General features: G+C 58.8%; 14 protein-coding genes. 9 read left to right on the top strand and 5 right to left on the bottom strand.

Annotation, left to right across the window (positions count from 1 at the left end; genetic code table 11):
- The first annotated feature begins 100 nt into the window (after positions 1-100).
- The 3 genes from poxB (at position 101) to J5289_RS17765 (ending at position 5,336) form a co-directional block, all read left to right on the top strand.
- Positions 101-1,822, top strand: coding sequence for a ubiquinone-dependent pyruvate dehydrogenase (gene poxB, locus J5289_RS17775; protein WP_209182151.1), 1,722 nt, complete (start codon positions 101-103; stop codon positions 1,820-1,822).
- Between the two features lie 428 nt (positions 1,823-2,250).
- Positions 2,251-3,180, top strand: a complete 930-nt coding sequence (locus J5289_RS17770) for a substrate-binding domain-containing protein (RefSeq protein ID WP_142831553.1) — start codon at positions 2,251-2,253, stop codon at positions 3,178-3,180.
- 20 nt (positions 3,181-3,200) lie between these two features.
- Positions 3,201-5,336, top strand: a complete 2,136-nt coding sequence (locus J5289_RS17765; protein ID WP_209182150.1) for a methyl-accepting chemotaxis protein — start codon at positions 3,201-3,203, stop codon at positions 5,334-5,336.
- 859 nt (positions 5,337-6,195) lie between these two features.
- Here the strand turns inward: J5289_RS17765 and J5289_RS17760 are convergent.
- Entirely contained in the window at positions 6,196-8,157 is a 1,962-nt protein-coding gene (locus tag J5289_RS17760) for a methyl-accepting chemotaxis protein (RefSeq protein WP_209182149.1), read from the bottom strand.
- 959 nt (positions 8,158-9,116) lie between these two features.
- Between J5289_RS17760 and bcsA the strand changes: the two genes are divergently transcribed.
- From bcsA to J5289_RS17740, 4 genes are read left to right on the top strand one after another with little or no spacing between them, the layout of a single operon-like run.
- Positions 9,117-11,357, top strand: a complete 2,241-nt coding sequence (gene bcsA, locus J5289_RS17755; protein WP_209207647.1) for a UDP-forming cellulose synthase catalytic subunit — start codon at positions 9,117-9,119, stop codon at positions 11,355-11,357.
- Positions 11,354-13,684 (top strand): cellulose biosynthesis cyclic di-GMP-binding regulatory protein BcsB, encoded by a 2,331-nt coding sequence (locus tag J5289_RS17750; RefSeq protein ID WP_209182147.1) that lies wholly within the window; start codon positions 11,354-11,356, stop codon positions 13,682-13,684. The genes bcsA and J5289_RS17750 overlap by 4 nt, the downstream gene beginning before the upstream one ends.
- Positions 13,678-14,766, top strand: a complete 1,089-nt coding sequence (locus J5289_RS17745; RefSeq protein ID WP_209182146.1) for a glycosyl hydrolase family 8 — start codon at positions 13,678-13,680, stop codon at positions 14,764-14,766. The genes J5289_RS17750 and J5289_RS17745 overlap by 7 nt, the downstream gene beginning before the upstream one ends.
- Positions 14,763-16,520, top strand: a complete 1,758-nt coding sequence (locus J5289_RS17740) for a hypothetical protein (protein WP_209182145.1) — start codon at positions 14,763-14,765, stop codon at positions 16,518-16,520. The genes J5289_RS17745 and J5289_RS17740 overlap by 4 nt, the downstream gene beginning before the upstream one ends.
- 48 nt (positions 16,521-16,568) lie before the next feature.
- On the opposite strand, the gene J5289_RS17735 is transcribed toward J5289_RS17740, so the two are convergent.
- The 4 genes from J5289_RS17735 to J5289_RS17720 form a co-directional block, all read right to left on the bottom strand.
- Complete coding sequence (locus tag J5289_RS17735) at positions 16,569-17,360, bottom strand: YdcF family protein (protein ID WP_209182144.1); 792 nt, start codon at positions 17,358-17,360, stop codon at positions 16,569-16,571.
- Between the two features lie 59 nt (positions 17,361-17,419).
- Positions 17,420-18,139 carry a YoaK family protein gene (locus tag J5289_RS17730; RefSeq protein ID WP_209182143.1) on the bottom strand — a complete coding sequence of 240 codons (720 nt, stop codon included), beginning with the start codon at positions 18,137-18,139 and terminating at the stop codon, positions 17,420-17,422.
- 97 nt (positions 18,140-18,236) lie between these two features.
- Complete coding sequence (locus J5289_RS17725) at positions 18,237-18,644, bottom strand: hypothetical protein (RefSeq protein ID WP_209182142.1); 408 nt, start codon at positions 18,642-18,644, stop codon at positions 18,237-18,239.
- A 271-nt stretch (positions 18,645-18,915) separates the two neighbouring features.
- Positions 18,916-19,131, bottom strand: coding sequence for a hypothetical protein (locus tag J5289_RS17720; protein ID WP_142831543.1), 216 nt, complete (start codon positions 19,129-19,131; stop codon positions 18,916-18,918).
- A 256-nt stretch (positions 19,132-19,387) separates the two neighbouring features.
- Between J5289_RS17720 and J5289_RS17715 the strand changes: the two genes are divergently transcribed.
- Entirely contained in the window at positions 19,388-19,972 is a 585-nt protein-coding gene (locus J5289_RS17715; protein ID WP_209182141.1) for a dual specificity protein phosphatase family protein, read from the top strand.
- A 262-nt stretch (positions 19,973-20,234) separates the two neighbouring features.
- The gene (locus J5289_RS17710) at positions 20,235-21,641 is read left to right on the top strand and encodes a glycosyltransferase family 39 protein (RefSeq protein WP_209182160.1); all 1,407 of its coding nucleotides are present in this window, start codon (positions 20,235-20,237) and stop codon (positions 21,639-21,641) included.
- Positions 21,642-21,749 lie beyond the last annotated feature (108 nt).

The following is a 21,749-nucleotide window of genomic DNA, read 5'->3' as shown; positions in this document are numbered from 1 at the left end:
GCTATAATGCATCCCCGATATGCGTTTTACGCGCGTGCGAGCTGCCTTGCCGTCCAGCGGAACCCGCCTAGGTTATTTTGAAACCAGACAGGAGAGTTCGATGTCAAGAACGGTGGCCGATTACATCGCAGAGGCCCTCCAGCAGCAGGGGGTGAAGCGCATCTACGGCGTTGTCGGCGATTCCCTGAACGGCTTTACCGATTCTCTCAGGCGCCTGAAGACGATCGACTGGGTGCACGTCCGTCACGAGGAAGGTGCTGCATTCGCAGCCGGTGCCGAGGCGCATCTGACCGGCGAACTCGCCGTTTGCGCAGGCAGCTGCGGCCCCGGCAACTTGCACCTCATAAACGGCCTTTTCGACTGCCACCGCAGCGGGGTGCCGGTGCTCGCAATTGCAGCGCATATCCCGAGCTCGGAAATCGGTATCGATTACTTCCAGGCAACGCATCCCGAGCATCTGTTCAGGGAATGCAGCCACTATGTCGAGCTGGTATCGAATCCCGACCAGCTTCCGCAGATCCTTGCCCGGGCGATGAGGGTGGCGGTTGGCAGGAAAGGCGTGGCAGTCGTCGTCATTCCGGGCGACGTCGCCCTGAAGCAGACCAAGGCAGTCGTGCCGGCGTGGCTCACGCCGATGATGCCGAAGGTGATCCCCGACGCGTCGGAGGTCGCCAAGCTCGTGGAAATCCTGAATTCCTCGAAAAAGGTGGCTTTGATGTGCGGCGCGGGGTGCGCCGGGCTGCATGACGAGGTCGTCGAGCTTGCAGCCCGGCTGAAAGCTCCGATCATCCACTCGCTCCGGGGCAAGGAATATCTGGAGTACGACAACCCCTACGATGTCGGCATGACCGGCCTCGTCGGCTTCTCCTCGGGCTACGCTGCCATGAAGGAATGCGATGCATTGCTTCTGCTCGGCACCGATTTTCCCTATCGTCAGTTCTATCCCGAAAAGGCGCTGATCGCGCAGGTCGATGTCCGGCCGGAAGCGCTGGGCAACCGCTGCAGGCTGGATGTCGGCATACTGGGCGATGTGGGGTCGACGTTGAAGCTGCTGATGCCCCATCTGACGGAAAAGACCGACCACCGCTTTCTCGACAATGCGCTTGCCCACTACGCGAAGGCGCGCAACGAACTCGATGCGCTGGCGGTGCCCGATCCGGAAAGCGGCACAATCCATCCGCAATATCTGACGCGGTTGGTTAGCGAACTGGCGGCCGAGGACGCCATCTTTACCTGTGACGTGGGAACCCCGATCGCCTGGACGGCTCGCTATCTCAAGATGAACGGCAAGCGCCGGCTGGTCGGCTCCTTCAATCACGGCTCTATGGCGAACGCTCTGCTGCACTCCATCGGTGCCCAGTCAGCATTCCCAGAACGCCAGGTCATATCGATGTCGGGCGATGGCGGTTTCACCATGATGATGGGCGACTTCATCACCCTTACCCAGATGCAGCTGCCGGTCAAAGTCATCGTCCTCAACAACGGTACGCTTGGCTTTGTCGAGATGGAAATGAAGGCGGGCGGGTTCCTCGATGTAGGCTGTGACCTGAAGAACCCCAACTTTGCGGCGATGGCTGAAGCCATGGGCATAAGGGGTATCCGGGTGGAGAGGCCGGAGGATCTGGAAGCAGCGTTGCGGGAGGCACTGGCCCATGACGGTCCGGTGATCGTCGATGTGGTCAGCGCCCGGCAGGAGCTGGTGATGCCACCGAAGACCACATTCGGCGAGGCCTTCAATTTCGGCCTCTTCATGATGGCTGCGGTGCTTGACGGAAGGGCGAACCAGCTCGTGGACCTTGCGAAGACGAACCTAAAACGATGATCGCCCCGGATGCCTGCCGCAGACTATCCTCTCTTACGACAGCATGCGGCATGGCTGGAGTGAGCACCGCATTCCGCTGTGCGTGATACACCGGGCCTCCCTTGTTGTAGATACGGGCGCCTATCCACGAAGATATCCAAATTTTTAAGATAATTTAGTGCTTATCCTGATACTCGCTGCAATATACCGGCAGCATCCATATTTCCGTATTCATGGAATGCTTCGTTGTCGGCGTATCACTGGTAAATAAGCGCATGATATATTTTAATTATGCTCTCTAAAAATTGACATTTATCATGAAGCTACAACGACAAAGTCGTTTGTTATTTTAATAACATTAACTTCAAGTTCGTTAAAAATTGAAATCAACATTTACTTAAATAATTTGAACCAGTGTGCGGAAAAGAACGTCGCAACTGGTGATTCACATGTGTAAAATTCGCCTCATCCTAACTATAGCTTGTCTCTATTCCAGTGCCGCCTCGGCTGAGACCATCGGTGTCTCCATGGCCAATATGGACAAGTTCCAGACGGCGCTTGCCGCTGGCATCACCGATCACGGCGCAAAGATACCCGGGGTCAAGATCACGATGGAAAGCGCCGGTGGCGATGCCGCAAAGCAGATGGAAACCGTCAAAAAATTCGTCGCGGACAAGGTCGACGCGTTGATCGTCGGTCCCGCTGACGGTGACATGGGTGCCGAACTTTCCAAGATCGCCAGCGATGCAAAAATTCCGCTGGTCTACGTCAACAACGAGCCAGCCAACCTCGCCGAACTCCCGGAGAAGCAGACCCTCGTCGCCTCGGACGAGAAAGATTCCGGCACGCTCCAGACAAAGGAAGTGTGCCGGCAACTGCATGGCAAGGGCAATGTGGTCATCCTGATGGGGGAGCTGTTTCATGCGGCGGCTCGCAAGCGGACGGAAGATGTTGCCGAAGTGCTGGCGACGGATGACTGCAAGCAGATCCATGTCGTCGAGCGGCAGGCGGCAAACTGGTCGCCGCAGCTTGCCGAATTTCAAATGCAGGAATGGCTGACTGCCGGCGTCAAGTTCGATGCCGTGATCGCCAACAACGACGAGATGGCTCTGGGAGCAATCAAGGCCTTGAAGAAGGCCAACGTGCCGATGAATAAAGTGGTGGTCGCCGGGGTCGATGCCACCGATGACGCACTGGCCGCCATCGTGCGCGGTGATCTGGACGTTACGATCCTGCAAAACGCGGCAGGGCAGGGTTCAGGATCGGTGGACGCGGCGCTGAAACTGATCAAGGGCGAGAGCGTGCCGAAGACAATCTACATCCCGTTCGAACTCGTGACCGCCGACAACGTCGCCAAATATCTGCCTAAGAGCCAGTAAGATAGCCAAGGATCAATCACATGAAAATCTGGAAAAAATTGGGTATCCGGACCCAAATTACCGTTGGCTTCCTGCCTCTTATCCTGCTGATGAGCGTATTGTCGCTGAGCGCGATCAATGGCATGAGCGGTCTCGCTTCGATGTTCACTTCCTACCGCGCCACCGCTGGACAGAGCGTCGCGGTCTCGGACTACAGCAACAGGCTGCACGAAATCCAGCTGGCCGCAGAAAGCTTCCGTACTAATCCCAGCGCCGCCGTCGTCCAGTCTTTCAAAGAAGGCGTGAAGGCATTTTCGCTTGACGACCCGCGTCTGTCCGGCAACCGGGAACTGCAGCAGCAGATGGTCGAGATCCGTGCGGAGATCGGCACCTACAGCCAGGCCTTCGAAAAGATCGTCGCACTCCACACCAAGCGAGATGCGCTGATCGGCAAGGTCACCCAGTTCGGACCATGGACGAGCATAGCGCTGAACGACGTGATGCGCAGCGCTTGGAGACAGGGTGACGTCAGCACCCTTCATCTGGCGGGCGACGCTCTGGAGGCATTCAACCGAAGCCTCTATTTCTCCGAACGCTTCGTCCACGCCGACGATCTCCAAGCCTATGAAAGTGCACAGGCTGCGCTGAAGGAGGCGGTCGACCGCAATACGGCGCTCGGAAAAATCGCGCCTAACGAATTGCAGCAAAAGCGTATCGCCGGGGCTGCTCGCCTCATGCAAAACTACACCGCCCGTCTCGGCGACGTGAAGGATGTGCTGCTCGCAAGCAATGCGATCCGGCAAGGCGAGCTCGATGTCCTCGCCCCGAAAATTGCCAGTGGCTTCAAGAACCTGCAGTCGACGATCACCAACTCGCAAACGGCGCTGGACGGCTCGGTGGAAAGCACCGTGCAATCCGCCACGACGAAGACGCTGGTCATCAGCGCGATGCTCATTCTCGTTGGGTTGGTTCTCTCCTACGCCATCGGCCGCCTCATCTCTGCGGCAGTGCGCAGCATGGCGCTTGCCATGGAGAGGTTGGCACGCGGCGACGATACCATCGCCGTCGAAGGCACGGAATACCAGCACGAGCTAGGCGCCATGGCGCGATCGCTGAAAATCTTCCAGGAGACCGGCCGCGCCAAGCTGATCGCGGAAGCAAACGCCGAGCGCAGCCGCATTGCAGCGGAAGACGAGAGGCTCCGTCAGGAATCCGAGCGTCTGTCCGATGCACGCTCCATGGAGCACGCTTTCCAGCAGATTTCAGCCGGGCTCGACGCGCTGTCGCAAGGCGATCTGACGGTCCGCGTCGGGGCGGTGGACGCCCGCTACGAGACGATCCGCGACCATTTCAACAACTCCGTCGCATCTCTTGCAGAGGCAATCCAGTCGGTCATCCATGCCGTCAGCACGATCCGCTCCGGACTGAGTGAAATCTCCACGGCCTCGAATGATCTCGCACGGCGAACAGAGCAACAGGCAGCCTCGCTCGAGGAGACCGTTGCTGCACTCGGAGACGTGACGCGTGGCGTGAACGGAACTGCGGAGGGTGCAAGCCTTGCACAGACGACAGTTGCGACCGCTCGTATCAACGCCGAGAAGGGTGGCGAGATCGTCGCAAGCGCCATCGAGGCCATGACGGAAATCCAGGCTTCCTCGTCGAAGATCGGCAATATCATCAGCGTTATCGACGAAATCGCCTTCCAGACCAACCTGCTTGCGCTGAACGCAGGTGTCGAGGCAGCGCGCGCCGGTGAGGCCGGCAAGGGCTTTGCTGTCGTCGCACAGGAAGTCCGCGAGCTCGCCCAACGCTCCGCCAGCGCTGCAAAGGAGATCAAGACTTTGATTTCCGCCTCGTCGACGCAGGTGGCCACGGGTGTCAATCTCGTCAGCCAGTCCGGCGTTTCGCTTCGGGAAATCGTCCAGCAGGTCGTCGCTATGAGCGGAACCGTCGGTGAAATTGCGACGAGCGCACGCGAACAGGCCTCCAGCCTCCGCGAAGTTTCTGCCGCAGCGGACCAGATGGACAAGGTCACCCAGCAAAACGCCGCCATGGTGGAAGAAACGACCGCCGCAGCCCAAGGCCTGAGCCAGGAAACGGAAAATCTCGCCAACATGATCGGCCGTTTCCGCACCCAACGCTCCCACGGCCACCAACCCTTCGCCCTGGCATCGTAACCCCAGGCAGTCGCCCGGCTATCGAGGCCGGGCGAGCTTGCCTCGAGGTTATCGGGGAACAATTCCTTGCACGATCCGTGCTGCATTCTTCGAAGTAAATGGCGGACACTCGCCCGTCATCAAAAGCTCTTCAGCCGCGTGAATAGCATGTCTAGTGGTGAGCTCTGCGCCCACTTCCGCTACATGCAGCCATAAGCGCATCCGGGAGCTTGGGTCACCCAGTTAACCAGCCGCACGCCCCAGGCGAAGCCGGGCCTGAAACCGATTGACCCTGCTCATGCGCGGTTAACCGCCGCTGCCGATGCCACCCTGAGAGGGTTACGCTCGAAAAACCTGAACCTGCAAACATCGGCAGGACACTTGCTTCACCGCTCGCAGCATCACCAGGTCTCCCGAAGTTATGGTGATGACTGCAGGCGATGCCGCGCCTCGGCTATCTCAACCTCGCTTCGGTCCTTCCCGGGCTTCTGGCTCGCCATGTCGTTATTTGCCGCGGTGCCCAACTAGCAGTCCCGCCGGCCGAGCATCGCCGACAGAGCCGTCTCTGGCTTGGGGCCCTCATCACCAGTCCGTATTTATTCTACCATCGTCGTGACTGTCGCGTGGATCGGCTTGGCTGAAGGCGGCAGGCATTCGACTGCAACCTGAATGCCGCTCATTGCTGTCGTCGAGTGACGCGCTCGAGGGAGAGATCTTCCCGCACCCCAACAAGACGAAAGCAGCCCAAGGCTGCCGTGGCTGAGATCAAGGCGGCTTTTGCGACGCCTTTATGGTGGCGCGGCTGGAGAGATGAAACGCGAAGGGCCCGTATCGGTGATACGGGCCCTTCGGAGTGGCTGACAGGCCCTTGGGCTTGGTCTCAGAACTCTTCCCAGCTTTCGGCTTTGGCGGCGGTGTTGAGGCCGAAAGCTTTTGCGACCTGGCCTACCATGCGTCTTGCCGGCGATGAGACGGGCTTTTGGCCGGCGTGGATCGGGGTTGGAGCATGGCTGGTGATTCTGCTTTTGGTGCTTGTCGTGGAGGGAGCGCTGCGTCCGAGCTGGAACTGGCTGATCAACTGGCGAAGCTTGTCGGACTCGTCTGCTAGCGAGACGCTGGCCGCCGTGGCTTCCTCGACCATCGCGGCGTTTTGCTGCGTCACCTGGTCCATCTGGTTGACGGCCGTGTTGACTTCGGCAAGTCCGATCGACTGTTCCCGCGAGGATGTCGCGATAGCGTCGAGTTGGGTGTTTATCGAAATGACCTGACCTTCGATGATCTTGAGGGCTTCGCCAGTGGCGGTCACCAGTTTGACGCCGCTTTCGACTTCGGTTGCCGAATTGCGGATCAGACCCTTGATTTCCTTTGCTGCCTGCGCTGAGCGTTGAGCCAGTTCACGCACTTCCTGCGCGACAACGGCAAAACCCTTGCCGGCCTCGCCGGCACGTGCCGCCTCGACGCCTGCATTCAGGGCGAGAAGGTTTGTCTGGAAGGCAATTTCGTCGATGACGCCGATGATGTTCGAGATCTGGGTGGAGGATTGCTCGATCCGCTGCATGGCATCGACAGCATTGGAGACGACCTCGCCGGATTGACGGGCTGACTGGTTGGCCTCGATTGCCACCGAGCGGGCTTCTTCGGCACGCTTGGAGGAATTGGCGACATTGGTGGTGATCTGATCGAGGGCGGCTGCAGTTTCTTCAAGGGCCGCAGCCTGCTGCTCGGTCCGCTTGGAAAGGTCGTTGGCGCTCTGGCTAAGCTCGCGGGAGCCGCTGTCGATCGAGCCGGTTGCCTGGCTCACAGACGAGAGTGTCTCGCGAAGGCGTTCGACGGTGTTGTTGAAATCCGACCGCAGGCCTTCGAAGGCAGCCGCAAACGGTTCGTTGAGCTGGAAGGTGAGGTCGCCGCTGGAGAGATGCTGCAAGCCTTCGCCAAGACCGGACGTGGCCTGCGCCATCTCGCTCGCACGCCTCTGGTCCGCCTCTGCAGTGCGGGCACGTTCGGCTTCGCTTGTGTTACGGACAGTGGCTGCTTCCTGCTCCAGCTGGAGGCTGCGCAGACCGTTGTCCTTGAAGACCTGAACGGCCTTTGCCATCGTTCCGACTTCGTCACGGCGCTCGGTACCGGCAACGTTCGCAGACAGATCGCCACCGGCGAGCGTCCCCATCGTCTCGGCGAGGCCCCGGATCGGCATCACAAGCCACGAACGGATTGCAAAGAAGCCAATCGTAAGGACAACCAGAAGTCCGCCGACAACACCGACGATGGTGAGAACTGCCGTGTGATTGGACGATACAGTGAGGTCGTCGCTATTCTGGCTGCTTGCAGCAGAGATAGTGTCCACCATTTGCGTGAAACGCGGCAACAAGGTTGCGAAACCTGGCTGGCATTCTTTCAGGAATACTTCCTGGCTCGCCGAAATATCGTCCGCCGTCGTTGATTTCTTGGCAAGAGCAACTGTGTTGCCGCACGTATTATCGATCAACGCCAGGCTATCCGCCTTGAGGGACGGCGCGTCCTTGTATGAAGGCAGGGCTGCGATCGCCAGATCCATGTACTTGATAAAATTATCATGTTGGGTCTGGAATTCCTTCGAAGCCTTCGCGTTGGCTTCATCCGACCGGGCTATCAGCAAGTCGCCGATTGCAGCGCGTGAGCCCTGCAGGGCTCTGTTTGCGCGAGCGGAGTACAGCGCAGCAATTGTCTCGTGATCCAGAAGATTACTGTAGGCCGTATCGGTTGCCTTGATCTGGAAAGCAGCATAACTCGCCACCCCGATGGCAAAGACGCCGAACAACGCCATGATGGACAGGAATTTTCCAATAATCGAGATATTTTTCATGATAACGACCCGTCGCTTGCGCCATAATTCGTAAAGTTATTTAAGAACCTTCTAGATGACTAAAATGAAGAATAAGTTTATTTTAACTTACGAACATACAGGGTCGATTAACCTTAAAGTCGTTGCTACGTCCCCGATGAACCATCACGGACGGACCCTCAGGCGATAAGACGATACTTTCCGTTACTGCCGGAGAGCCTTTGATCACGGGGATGCGAGGCGGCAAAGCCGGCGGCGACGGGCAAGAAGCAAGGCTGATATCGTCATCGTAGTTCGATATGTTCAACCGCTTTTTGAGAAGAAGAGCGGATATGTGACGCTGCTTTTCTGATGTCGAGAGATGAACGCTAAAGCGGCAGGAATGGCGTTGGGTCATTCTATTTTCGAACGATTGCTCCAATCAAAGAAACGTGCCGATCCTCAAATTTTTATATTTGCCTTGCGAAATAACTCCGGACTTGGAGGTGAGTCAGGATCATTGGTGCTGGTTTAACTCTTGGATGGCAGAGTCCGGATATATGAGCGGTAGTTTAATGGGCCTATTCTAAAAATATAAATGCTTATTAAAGCGGCAAAAGAGCAGTAGGAAGGCAGTCATTTTGAGCCGCAATTCATAGCTGATATCAGGGATAAATTTGGTTCTGCTAGGCGCGGGAAAAACTATTGTGCTGCAACTATCTTTTTTCGTGTGATTTTGAGCCAAAACAACCATGGGAATTAACTACTTTTATAAAATAGCATTATCGAGAAAGTGACTTCTAATTAAAAATTTTCATCTAAAAATACGCCTAAATTAGTAAAATTTCATTTTTTATGGCGGTTTATGCGACGCATATTCTAATGCGGTATTTTAGTAAAAATCGCTATAATTTTTAATCGATAATTTCCTGTTGAACGATCGGTTATTCTGGTCAATCATTTGTTAACACAAACAACTTGTTAACATATGAGGCGGCGTAATGAGTAAGATTGCGACATTTTTTCTATGGATGCTGAGTGCATTGTTTGCTGCATTCCTTATTACCCAGCCGTTGGGTAACTCGGTGCAGCTTTTTCTTTCTGTGAGCATCATTGTTGTTCTCTTGGTCATCAGCCTTTTGAAGCTGGATGGGATCTGGCGCCACATTTTCTTGGCTTTGGGTTCAATCGTCATTTTGAGGTACGCATACTGGCGTACGACAAGTACACTTCCCTCCATGGATGATCTGTACTCTTTCTTTCCGGCAATTATACTTTATCTCGCCGAGATGTACTGCGTCGTGATGCTCGCTATCAGCCTTTTTGTTATTTCTGATCCATTGGAGCGCGAAGATGCGCCACGGCTGAGCGACGAGGATGCCCCGAGCGTCGACGTCTTCGTGCCCTCCTACAACGAGAGTAGCGATATCCTGGCGCTGACGCTCTCGGCTGCAAAAGCCATGTATTATCCGCAGGACAAGCTGAAGGTTTTCCTGCTTGACGATGGTGGCACTGAACAGAAGCGGTTTTCCGACAATGCCGATGTCGCCGAGGCTGCGAAAGTCAGAGCCGCCATGCTCAAGGATCTCTGTGCCGATCTCGGCGTGACCTACATGACGCGCGCTGAAAACGTCCATGCCAAGGCCGGCAACCTGAACGCCGGACTGATGAACACCCATGGCGAACTGATCGTCGTCTTCGACGCCGACCATGCGCCGGAACGTAATTTCCTGCTCGAGACCGTCGGCTATTTCGCCAAGGACGAGAACCTGTTCCTGGTGCAGACGCCGCACTTCTTCTCGAACCCCGATCCGGTCGAGCACAATCTCAATACTTTCAAGACGATGCCGTCCGAGAACGAGATGTTCTACGGAAAGATCCAGAAGGGCCTCGATCGCTGGAATGCCTCGTTTTTCTGCGGCTCGGCGGCGGTTCTTCGTCGCGAAGCCCTGGAAGAAGTCGGCGGCTTCTCCGGTATTACCATCACGGAAGACTGCGAGACCGCGCTCGAATTGCATTCGCGTGGTTGGAACAGCGTCTATGTGGACAAGCCGCTGGTGTCCGGCCTCCAGCCCGAAACCTTCTCCAGCTTCATTGGACAGCGCACCCGGTGGTGCAGCGGCATGGTCCAGATCCTTCTGCTCAAGAACCCGCTGCTGAAAAGCGGACTGAGCTTCGCCCAGCGCATCTGCTACCTGTCCAGTGCCCTCTTCTGGTTCTTTCCCTTTGTCCGCGCAGTCTTCGTCATCGCACCGCTGCTCTTCATTCTGCTCAACATGAAGATCTTCGTTGCCTCATCCGAGGACTTCATCGCCCACACGATCACCTATCTCATCGTCAGCGAACTGATCCGCAATTATCTCTACGGCAGCGTTCGCTGGCCCTGGATTTCCGAACTCTATGAATATCTGCAGTCAGTCTATCTTTTCCGTGCCATCGTCGGCGTCGTGCTCCATCCGCGCAGGCCAACCTTCAACGTAACGGCAAAAGGCCAGAACACGACGGGCGAGCGCGTTTCCGAACTTTCGCTGCCCTATTTCGTGATCTTCGCCATCCTCGCCGGTACGCTCGCCTTCTCCGCCTATCGCTACAATACCGAGCCTGAAATCGGCAATCTGCTGCTGATCGTCGGCGCGTGGAACCTGCTCAATCTCATCATTGCCGGTGCTGCGCTTGGCGTCATTACCGAACGTCGCAACGATGTTTCCGGCATTGAACTGCCGTCCAAGGTCAACGTCGAACTGACCTTTGCCCAGGCCACTATCCACGGCGTTGTCAACAAGGCCTCCTCTGCCGGCGCCACTGTCACCTTGCCGAAGGGCGTCGCCCAGGCCATGCGCAAGGGCGACTACGGCAGGCTTTCGGTGGTCAAGCCGAGTTCAGGCATGATCGTCACATCCATGCCGATCACCGTCGCCGCGCAGCCGGCGCTCGACCAGCAGGTTCTGACGCTGAAATTCGATCCGGAACCGCATCACTACCCGGTCATCGCAGAATTGATCCTCAGCGATCTCAGCGATGTACGTGCGAACCGGTCGAGCAGACAAAAACGACGCAACATCATCGTCGCAACGGCCGTGCTGATGCGCTGGGCAGTGACCAGCCCGATCAAGGCTCTCGGATTGGCGATGGTCGGCGGTTCGGCAGGCGCCCGTCGCCAGCCGTCGCAGGACAAAGCTCCCGCCAACAACAACGTGGCCAAATCTTTCGTCGAAACGAACCTCAAGGAAGGTGCGAAATGAACTCCCTCGCTCGTTACAAGCTCGCCCTTGCCGGCGCTGCGCTCGCCGTGGTTTGCGACGCCTCGCTCGCCCATTCGCAACAAGCTTTTTCGCTGGGCACCGCACCTGCCGCCAACTCCTCGGACAAGATGTCCGTTGAAACCGACGACCGTAACCTTCGCCGCATTGGCGCCGACCGCCGGGGGATGTTCTTCAACGGGGAAAGCACCAGCAACGAATATCCGTTCTATGCGCTTCCCTCGGAAATCGCAGGCTCGGCTAAACTTGTTCTCTGGATGCAGACGGCAATTTCCGCTGCGCCGGAAAACTCCTCCATGCGCGTTTTCGTCAACGACCAAGATGTCGGTTCCATCAAGCTGCAGTCAGGCGCACCGTATCGCGTCGAGATGAAGGTGCCGAACGGCGTCATCCAGCCGGGCTACAATGCCGTCTCCATCCTTGTGGACCAGAAGCACCGCGTCGATTGCTCGATCGATGCAACTTACGAATTGTGGACGCAGATCGATCCAGAGCGCAGCGGATTTGTATTTTCCGAAGGCGGCAGGCTGATGGGCGACACGATGCCGGATCTGATCGCCCGCGGCGGCATGATCGATGGTCGCACCGCCATCCAGGGCTCGATCGCCCCCGGCGCAACCGGTACCGACTACAATCGCACCATCACGGCGATCGAAGCCTTGACGATCATCGGCAATTTCGACCGTCCTGCGGTATCGATCGGCCAGCAGGCGGCGGATGACCGCAGCATCGGCGTCGTCGTCGGAACCCGGGGCACCGTTGCCGAAATTCTGGGCCAGCAGGCAGATTCAATCCTCAAGGACGGTATCAACGTGCTGCCGGCCGGACACGGCAAGGGTCAGACCCTCGTGGTCACGGGCCGGACCGCAGCCGATGTCGATGCATCGCTTGAAATCCTCAAGGCCGAGGCGGAAAAGGGTCAGTCGGACGGGACCCCACAGGGGCTGAGGGCGCTGGCCAACAGCAAGGGTCGCCTGCTTTCGCCGGGCTCGACAGTGCCCTTGCGTAACCTCGGCCTGATTGCCGAACCGTTTTCGGGCCGTCTCTACAAGCAGCAGATCAACTTTTCGATGCCGTCGGATTTCTATCCCGGCGACTACGGCTCCCTCGTCCTGCACCTGAGCGCACAGTACGCCGCAAACCTTTCGCGCGATGCGGAGCTGATCGTGCGGGCAAACGATGAGACGGTCGCCGATATCAATCTCGGTTCCAGTCGCAGCGGCCTGATCGACGACCAGCGTCTTCCGGTGCCACTCAGCAAGCTTCGTCCCGGCGAGAATACCATCCAGTTCGAAGCCCGGCTTCCCGTTCCTGCCGACGTGACCTGCGATCCCGTCGGTAAGGGGGGAGAGGACCGTCCGCGCCTGCTGGTGCTCGGCAAGAGCTTCCTTGAGGTTCCGCAGTTCGCCCGCGTCGGCCGCTATCCGGATATTGCCGCCCTGGTCTCCGGCAGTGCCTTCGACGAGCGGGTGGGCAGTGCGCCGATCGCGCTTTATGTACCCAACCTCAACTCGACCGCGCTCAGTGCCGCCGCTTCGTTCATGGCCAAGATGGCTTATTCTTCCGGCCACATACTGCCGGTCAACGTCACTGCCACGGTGCCGGATGTTCATCAGCCGAATGTCATGGCGTTTGGCACGTTCAGCCAGCTTCCTTCCGATGTTGTGACGCCGACGGGCCTCGATCTTTCGACCCGCATTACAAGCCCGGGACCGGCCATCAATGCGCCGACGCAAGAGGTCGCGTCTGCTCTTTCGTTCCGCAATACCAAAGACACAGCGCCGGCCACAGGCACCGATGGCGACGTCACCGGGCAAATGCTGGGATATGTCGGTCAGATCAAGACTGTCCTGACCGATCGCGTCGGGGCGCAGATCGACAAGCTGCGCCACGAAGTCTCGGCCATGGGCCAGCCGGAAGAAGTCCGCTACCAGCCCAAGGCGGAAACCGCGCTGCTGATTGCACAGAAAGACATGAAGGGCGCTGCCGGCGTCTGGACTGTTGTCGCATCGCCATCCGAACAGGGGCTAACGGCAACCGTCGATGCCATCATGGACCGGTCGACCTGGACCCGGCTGAATGGATCCGTGCAGGCATTTTCGACGACCGGACAGGTCATCGACGAGATCGCGCCGAGCAAGGTTGCGCTGTTTCAGACCCAGCCTGCGAGTGCGGGTAATCTGCGGCTGATCGTTGCCGGCTGGTTTTCCCACCACGTACTGGAATACACGCTTGCACAGATCATCGCCGCACTTCTCCTCGGTGCCTCGACATTCCTGCTGCTGAAGCTGGGGCGTCCGAAATGGTGAAGGCAAAACTGCTGGTCAGGTCCCTGTTGATTGTCGGGACCCTGGCCGGCTCGGCGGGCATCAGTCACGGACAGGACGAAGGGCTGATCGCGGACGACCTAGTTACGGGATCGTGGCTTCTCTACCGGAGCGACTACATCACGCCTGAAGGCCGTGTGATCGATACCCGAGCCGGCGGGGTAAGCCACAGCGAAGGGCAGGGATACGGCATGTTGATTGCCGCATCCACGGGCGATCGCCGCATGTTCGATCGCATGTGGAACTGGACAAAGGCCAATCTCTATGTCCGGGGCGACGGATTGGCGGCCTGGCGATGGGATCCCAATGCGACCCCACGGGTCACGGACGGCAACAACGCCACGGACGGAGACCTGCTGATCGGCTGGGCGCTGGCCCGCGCTGCACAGAAATGGCAGGACGCAGCCTATGCCCGGGACGCCAAGGCAGTGGCCGAGGCCATCTCCAGCCGGCTGGTTATTGAGACGAGCTTTGGCAAGGCGCTTCTGCCGGGATCGAAGGGCTTCGGCGCCAACGACCAGCCGGATGGGCCTGTCGTCAATCTTTCCTACTGGGTCTACCCGGCCATCAAGGAGCTTGGCGATCTCTCGGCTGGGTTCCCAGCAACCCAGCTGATCGCAACCGGCCTGTCACTCACCAGGATGGCGCGCTTCGGTCCCGCCGAGTTGCCATCCGACTGGATATCGCTGAAGGGGCGGACACCTCAACCGGCAGCAGGCTACGCCGCGCAATTCGGCCAGGATGCCATCCGGGTGCCGATGTACGTGGCCTGGTTCTCAAGGGATTACCCCGACATTCTCGAGAAATTCAACGCTGCGTTCGAGCAGCGTAGCGGTGGCAAGCCTGCCGTCATCGACCTTGACACGGCGGACCCTGTCGCCGTGTTGCCCGACCCTGGATATCGCGCTGTCGTCGATCTCGTCGCTTGCAGCCTCGGCGCTGAGAAGACGGCCGTGCATGCCGCCGCTTTTCAGCCGACCGATTACTATCCATCGACCTTGCATCTCCTCAGTCTCATCGCACTTGCAGAAAGGTATCCAAGATGTCTGCCCGATCTTCAATGACAACAGTCCTGCTTTGCAGCTGCGCATTCTTGCTGCTTCCGAACTTCGCTCACGTCTCGACCACAAGCGCCGAGGATCTTGGGGCGGGCTGGGTCAACAGCGTCGTCCCAGCGGCGAAAAGCGCAAATGCAGTGATGCCGGATGCCGTTTCCAGCACGGTTACGCCCGCTGCGGCGACGAAGCCGATCGTACAACCCGTCATCCTGCCTGATGCGAAACCGCAGCAGTCGCAGGCGGTTATCGTCAATGTCGAGCCGGGTCAAAATCCGTTTGCGCCGGCCTCCGGCGCTGCATCGCCCGCGGCTGCCCCGGTGGTCAGGGCGCCTATGCCCCAGCAGTTTCCTGTCGGTAGCCCATCGGTCGCCGGTACTCCAAAAGACGTGACCGTTTCCGGACCCCAGCCCGGATCCTCGGAGATCAAGGTTGATGACACGGCGCTGCGCTACTATGCCAAGACCCGCGACCTGAAGCGGCTCGGCGCAGAGCTACGCCGGCTGAAAGGGCTTTACCCAACCTGGGAGGCGTCCGAAGACCTCTTCAGTGCACAAACGACGACCGTCAACGAACAGCCTTTGTGGGATATGTACGGAGCCGGCAATTTCACCGGCGTGCGCGCCGAAATTGCACGCCTGGCCAGCAGCAATCCGGAATGGAAGCCATCTGCCGACCTGATGACCAAATTGGCGATCGGCGAAACGCGCAAGCTGATCGACCGCATCTACCAGCAGGGCAACTGGGCCCAGGTCGTCGCCACGGCGCAGCAGCAGCCGCAGCTGCTGGCGTGCAGCGAAATGAACACGATGTGGCAGGTTGGCGAGGCGCTCGCAAAAACAGGCGACATGGCGCGTTCCTTCGACCTCTACAAGTATATCCTGACCCAGTGCGACGGAGCACCGGAACGGCTGGCCACCATGCAGAAGGCAAGCGCTCTGCTGCCGCCTGCGGGCGCCAATTCGCTGATGGCGTTCGCGCGCATCGGGCCTGACGGGACATCCGAGTTTGCCAACTTCACCTTCGACAATCTGCGCAAGGAAATGGGATTGATTGCCAGCGGCGATCATCTGGCGCAGAGCCCGACGGAGAGCGAGCTTCAAGCTTTTGGCGCGTATGTCCAGTCTGCAAAGTCCGCTGCCGATGCCGGCCTGTTCGGTTGGTATTACTACAGCCAGCAGCAGTGGCAGGCAGCCAATGCCTGGTTCGTTGCCGGCACGCGGTATGGCCCAGACATGAAAAATGTCGAAGGCGTCATCCTGACCTTGCGAAACCTGGACAAGGTTGCCGACGCATTGGCCCTGGCATCGCGCTTTGCTGACAAGTCTGACGACATACGCAAGGAATATATCGAGATCGTTGCGGGCGAACTGACTGACAAGGATTCGAAGCTGCAACTCAGTGAAAAGGACATTGCGACCTTCAAGGACCACGTCTTCGCCGCCAAGTCGGCGCTGGGCGCGCAGGCGCTCGGTTGGAAACTGCTGAAAGACAAGGGCACGAAGGAAGCACAACCGCTTTTCGCGCAATCTGTCGAGTGGGAGCCGACCGAGGGAGGCGTCATCGGCGAGGCGGTCCTTGCGAGCAGAAGCAAGGATTTCACCAAGGTTGCCGCACTGAAGCGCGAATACGCGGATCGCTTTCCGGGCTTGAACGACTTCAAGACCTTTGTGCCCAAGAAGCCGAAGCGCGTCGTCAGAACCGTTTCGGCAAAGCCTACACTACAAAAGCGCGTCGTCGGGTCGAAGAACTGGCCGTTCTGAGTGGCGACTGGCGTCGGATCAGGTTGGAAGCGGCGAATGCCTCCGCGCTCAGGGCGCCGGATAGAGGGCGGAGGTACGGCCTGTGAAATAATAGCCGGCAAGGCCGATCCACTCGCGCCCGGCAATGCCGAGGAGCTCGCTGTTGAGCGATGGCTGGGTTGCGTCTAGCCCCAGTGTGTCTTTGCCGCCCGAGCGATAGTCCACTGGCCAGGGGACGACCGGAATATCGAGTTTGCGGAAAATCCCCATTGCGCGCGGCATGTGGAAGCCGGAGGTGATCAGCAGGCAATCGCTAAGACCATTGCTGGCCAGCAGCGCCTTGGTGTTGACGGCGTTTTCGTAGGTTGTCCGCGAGCTGCGGTCCTCGATGAGGCGGGCTTTGTCGATGCCGAAGGCTGCAAACATCCGCTCGCCTATGATCGCATCGCCCTCGAGGCGGCCTGTGATGGTGCCGTCGCCACCGGAGATCAGGATGCGGGAACGGGGATATTTCATCGCCAGCCGGAGCGCTTCGACGAAGCGATCGCCGGCAGCATTGAGGTCGTAGCCGCCACGGCCGGTGGTGACCTCGGTAGCGAACCCGCCGCCGAGGACAATCATGCATTCGAGCGTGGCGGGATCGGCGACGGGGCGGGGGAAACGGTCTTCAAGGGTCTCGATCAGTACCGAGCCGGCCGAGGTGAACAGCGTGACGAACAGGATCGATACCGACAGCGCGGAGGAGACGATGCCCAGTCGATGGCGCCGGAGGAGTGCTGCAAGCAGCGCCACGAGGCCTAAAAAGAAGGCGAGCGACAGAGGCTGGCACAGGATCCAGACGAGTTTGGAAATCACGAACATGCAGGCACTCCGGCAGCGACGCGCCTTCCTAACAGATTTTACTGTGTGAAAAAGCCCTCTTAGGGCGCCCGTCCTGTAGCCAAAGCCTGGCGGGCGACGCGCTGCCGATAGCGGTGCTGCAGGGCAGGAGGGATGATGAGTGTCACAAAGGCGGCGATGAGCGCCATGACAGCCACGAACAGCAGGGCCTTTGCTGCAAATTGATGCACCAGCAACGCGCCGACGACGGCGCCGGCCAGCATTCCGATCCAGGGGACGATCTGTATCGTCCACGCGAAATCCCTGTCGCCGACCATCAGGCGGCCGATGCCGCGACCGAAACGCGACAGCGCACCGGTGACATAGGTCAGGCCGATCGGCAGCCCCTCGACATGTTCGACCGTCGCATTGATCATGCCCATCGCCAGCACCACGAGATAGAACTGCGTCACGACGTTGGACGGGGATGCGAAGGTGGAGGCGAGCGACAAGAGGACGCTGACCCACCCGAGAACGACGAAGGCCGGCCGGCTGGCGGCATGGGCGAGCACGACGCCGAGCGCGTTACCGCCGACGAAAATCAGGATTGCCGCCAGAAGCACGAGACCATGCCGGGTTTGGCCATTGCCTAGAGCGATGGCCGCCCTGGTTGTATTGCCGGTCATGAACGAGACGAAGTCGCCGCTCAGCACAAGGCCGACGGCATCCGTCATACCGGCGATGAAGGAAATCAGGCCGACGAGCGCAAGGCCCGTCGTCTTCCGGCGTATCTTGATCAAGCGGCGTCGATAGAGGGTCATGGCGTTTCTGCGGCTACGGGTGGTGCATGCTATTCCGGCCATGGTTGGGAGGCCAGAAGAAATTGCGGACGCGGCGCTGAGAACTGGGGATCGTCGGTCAGTCCTCGATGTGCACGTCTATGCGTTCGCCCGTTGTGCCATGGCCGTAGATATCGACCTTGATATGGACATCGCCGGCGACGATCCGTTCGGCCGCGTCGCCTTCGATCTCGCCATCGGCCAGCATCGCCTCCATGAGCTGGCGATTGGCGGGGCTGGCGAAAAAGGTATCGGTTTCGTCGTCGGCGTCCATCAGATGAAAGTGGTGATAATTTGCGCGATCCTGGCGAATAATCTGCCATGGCTCGGAGAGGCGGTCACCGTTCGAATTGATGATGTCGACGGCGCTGATAAAGGCCCGGTAGCTCTCGATGAGCTGGCCGCGGTCGGTCGAGATGGAAGACTGCGCGCCGACCGGCAGCGTCAGCACAGTCGAGAACAACAGCGTTGCGGCAAAGAGCTTCATGATTTCCCCCTCGAAAGACCATGCGTAATGCATATGCAACCGGAAAGCCATCGGCGGGACATGTCCTCCCGCTGGCGCAGGGCAAATGCGGCCAGATGCGGTGTTTGCCTTGAGGGTGGAACTATAAAGTGAGGCCGCCACCTTCGACCTTACGGTGTGCGGGCGACGGCCTCGGGCCCGACCAAAGGCCTATAGGGATACGCCCTTCGCGCTCAATTAGTTTCAGCGGTTTAACTGTTTTGCTGCTTCCGCGTCAGGATGCCGGCAGACGTCAATCCTGGCCGCGACCGCGAAAGGCTTTCGGTGTTTCGTTTGCCTCGTGGCAGCGGGCGAGTGTCTCGAGCCATTCTCCGAGAGCTGCGGGTACCTCGACGGCGCCGACCTCAAGCGCTTCGACCCAGGACAGATCGCATTGCAGGGCACTTGCCAGGTTGATGGGTGTCCAGCGGATATGCAGCAGACACTCGTTGAAGCGGGCAGGCGTCATCAGTCGGTCCTCCGTGAGGTTGTTGATAGCGATTCGGTCGTGGAAACCCCGGCCCGACCCGCAGAACTATCGATAACCGATCCGTGCGGCATGAGCATGGATTATTCATGTCGCAGTTTGCCCGAAATGCCGGAGACGACAGTCAAGCATGCACAGCCAGCAATGACATAAAAGCTTCGTATTATCTTTAATCTCTTGTTGGATTCGGTGGCTAGCCTGCGGAAAGGTGCAGTAAAAAAATAGCATCGGGGAAAGAATGGCAATTCTCGGACGTATTCGTAAAATAATGCGCTATGCGGTTGCCTGTTTTCTAGTTGGCCTCCTGTTTTTCGGCGGACATCTCGCCTTGCTGCAGGCAACGGGAAATTTCCACACGGTGATCCCCGGCCAGTTGTACCGCTCCGCGCAGCCCTCGGGTGCGCAACTCGAGAGCTATGTTCAACAGTACGGCATAAAGACGATCGTTAATCTTCGCGGTAGCAACGACCAACCATGGTACCGGGAGGAGACGGCCGTCGCCCGGCGTCTCGGTGTGCAGCATATCGATTTCGGCATGTCGGCGACGAAAATCCTGACAGTGGACAAGGCCGTTGCACTGATCGACATCATGAAGACAGCCCCAAGGCCGATCCTGGTGCATTGCATGTCCGGCGCCGACAGAACCGGCCTGTTTTCGCTGATCTACAGCTACGAGGTCGCGGGTGTTCCCGAGGATGTTGCGGAATGGCAGTTGTCCGTGCTGTTCGGACATATCGGCGTTCCATATCTGTCAGCCAGCTTCGCCATGGACCGCAGCTGGAAGGATCTCGAGCATCATCTTGACGTCAGGGAAGGCGGCTGAATTCACATGCTGCTGGACGTTTTGCCGTCTGGTTGTAACATTGGATTGCTAATAAGGTCGGCAGCAGCAATCTCCAGCGGTTTACTCTATGTTTTCTCACATTCTCCGGTTGGCGACCGGTCGTGGCGTGCCATCTGACTATGCCGACCGGACGGTCGATCGTGCCGCCGGGAATGACGTTGCTCTACCGGCGGATTGGACCGTAGCGCCCGCAGCGCCGTTCTCGATTCCGTCGTTATCGATCCATTCTGCCCTTCTCGTCATGGTCGCACTTACCTTGTGGCGGATCGTGACCCTTTCATTCGATACGACGGATCTATTCGTCGACGAGGCACAGTACTGGCTATGGTCGCAGAGCCTCGACTTCGGCTATTATTCGAAGCCGCCGATGATCGCATGGATCCTCAGAGCGATGTCGGAGATTTCCGGCTCGAGTAGCATCTTCTGGATCAGGATCTGCGGGCCGCTGCTGCATCTCGCAACCGGGCTGGCGCTGATGCAGGTCGCATTGCGGCTGTTCGACAGGGAGATCGCTGCCTGGGCCGGCGTCACCTACATCACACTGCCGGGTGTGGCGCTGTCGTCGGTGTTCTTCTCGACGGATGTGCCGCTGCTGTTTTTCCTCGCGGTCGCTCTTGCGGCCTACGTGGTGCTGACCGGCAGGCGTTCCGTGACGATTGCCGTTGCGCTTGGCCTTGCCGTTGCAGGCGCCTTCCTGTCGAAATACGCGATCCTGTTTCTGTTGCCGGGTGGCCTGATCGCAATTGCGTGCGTCCCAAGGGCGCGCATCGCGTGGCGCGACGCATGGATCGCTGTGGCTGTGGCCAGTGCCGGCTGCCTGCCAAACATTTGGTGGAACCTCGAAAACCGGATGGTCACCGTCAAGCATACCGAGAATATTGCCCACTGGGGACGGCTCAATCCGCACCTGTCCGGCGGGCTGGAATTTTTCGGTGCCCAGTTCGGCGTGGTTGGACCGATCGTGTTTGCGGCGATCCTCATCGCCAGCTACCGGGTGCTAATGCGGGGAGGCGAGTGGCGCGAGCAGATGCTGGTCTGGCTGTCCTTGCCGATCATAGCACTGATCTCCCTGCAGGCGACCCTTGCCAAGGCCTATGCCAACTGGGCGGCCACGGCCTATGTCGCCGGCACGCTGCTCGCCGTCTGGACCCTGCGGCGCGTCTGGCCGCAGGGCCTCAAATGGTCGTTGCTGCTGAACGGGACGGTATCCTGCCTGGTGGCAACGGCGCCGGTGTTTGCCATTCCCGTCAGCGAAAGCGGCGCTTCTATCGTGCTGGATCGCTATCTTGGCCGCAGCAAGGTTAGCAACGATGCTGCCGCACTCGCCCGGACGCTCGGACTGAGGGATATCGTCAGCGACGACAGGGATATTCTTGCCGACATGTTCTATACGTTGCGGGGGCGGGGCTATAGCATCTACGCCAGCGGCGATCCTGATGCGCCGCAGAGCTACTACGATCAGAAGTTTCCGGTGCCGAAGTCCCTGCACGGGTCCGTGCTCTTCGTGTCGACTCATCCGAACGTGTGTCCGACCGGACCTCAGGCGCCGGCGGCGACATGGCAACCGCATACGGGCAACTATCGCGGCAAGACGATCTATGCCTACAGGCTGGATGCGTCCTGTCTGGCCACCGGTGGCAGCCTGTAGGCCGACAAAAGGCGCGATATGCCCTCGGGTGGCCTTCGCATCGGCTATATCATCCAGTTTCCCCGTACTTCATTGGAAGTTAACACAAATTGGCGATTCTGCATCTTA

Origin of the sequence: Rhizobium sp. B230/85 (assembly GCF_019355735.1) — a bacterium.
In the GTDB taxonomy this organism is placed as follows: Bacteria; Pseudomonadota; Alphaproteobacteria; order Rhizobiales; family Rhizobiaceae; genus Rhizobium; species Rhizobium rhododendri.
The sequence above is the reverse complement of the archived record's forward strand: the minus strand, read 5'-3'. Positions and strand labels throughout refer to the sequence as shown.

What these genes read in the sequence shown, in the direction of transcription:
- poxB (WP_209182151.1), top strand. Translation starts at nt 101, where the DNA reads ATGTCAAGAACGGTGGCCGATTACATCGCAGAGGCCCTCCAGCAGCAG.
- J5289_RS17765 (WP_209182150.1), top strand. Translation starts at nt 3,201, where the DNA reads ATGAAAATCTGGAAAAAATTGGGTATCCGGACCCAAATTACCGTTGGC.
- J5289_RS17725 (WP_209182142.1), bottom strand. Translation starts at nt 18,644, where the DNA reads ATGAAGCTCTTTGCCGCAACGCTGTTGTTCTCGACTGTGCTGACGCTG.
- J5289_RS17715 (WP_209182141.1), top strand. Translation starts at nt 19,388, where the DNA reads ATGGCAATTCTCGGACGTATTCGTAAAATAATGCGCTATGCGGTTGCC.
- bcsA (WP_209207647.1), top strand. Translation starts at nt 9,117, where the DNA reads ATGAGTAAGATTGCGACATTTTTTCTATGGATGCTGAGTGCATTGTTT.
- J5289_RS17740 (WP_209182145.1), top strand. Translation starts at nt 14,763, where the DNA reads ATGACAACAGTCCTGCTTTGCAGCTGCGCATTCTTGCTGCTTCCGAAC.
- J5289_RS17735 (WP_209182144.1), bottom strand. Translation starts at nt 17,360, where the DNA reads ATGTTCGTGATTTCCAAACTCGTCTGGATCCTGTGCCAGCCTCTGTCG.
- J5289_RS17750 (WP_209182147.1), top strand. Translation starts at nt 11,354, where the DNA reads ATGAACTCCCTCGCTCGTTACAAGCTCGCCCTTGCCGGCGCTGCGCTC.
- J5289_RS17760 (WP_209182149.1), bottom strand. Translation starts at nt 8,157, where the DNA reads ATGAAAAATATCTCGATTATTGGAAAATTCCTGTCCATCATGGCGTTG.
- J5289_RS17710 (WP_209182160.1), top strand. Translation starts at nt 20,235, where the DNA reads ATGGTCGCACTTACCTTGTGGCGGATCGTGACCCTTTCATTCGATACG.
- J5289_RS17745 (WP_209182146.1), top strand. Translation starts at nt 13,678, where the DNA reads ATGGTGAAGGCAAAACTGCTGGTCAGGTCCCTGTTGATTGTCGGGACC.
- J5289_RS17720 (WP_142831543.1), bottom strand. Translation starts at nt 19,131, where the DNA reads ATGACGCCTGCCCGCTTCAACGAGTGTCTGCTGCATATCCGCTGGACA.
- J5289_RS17730 (WP_209182143.1), bottom strand. Translation starts at nt 18,139, where the DNA reads ATGACCCTCTATCGACGCCGCTTGATCAAGATACGCCGGAAGACGACG.
- J5289_RS17770 (WP_142831553.1), top strand. Translation starts at nt 2,251, where the DNA reads ATGTGTAAAATTCGCCTCATCCTAACTATAGCTTGTCTCTATTCCAGT.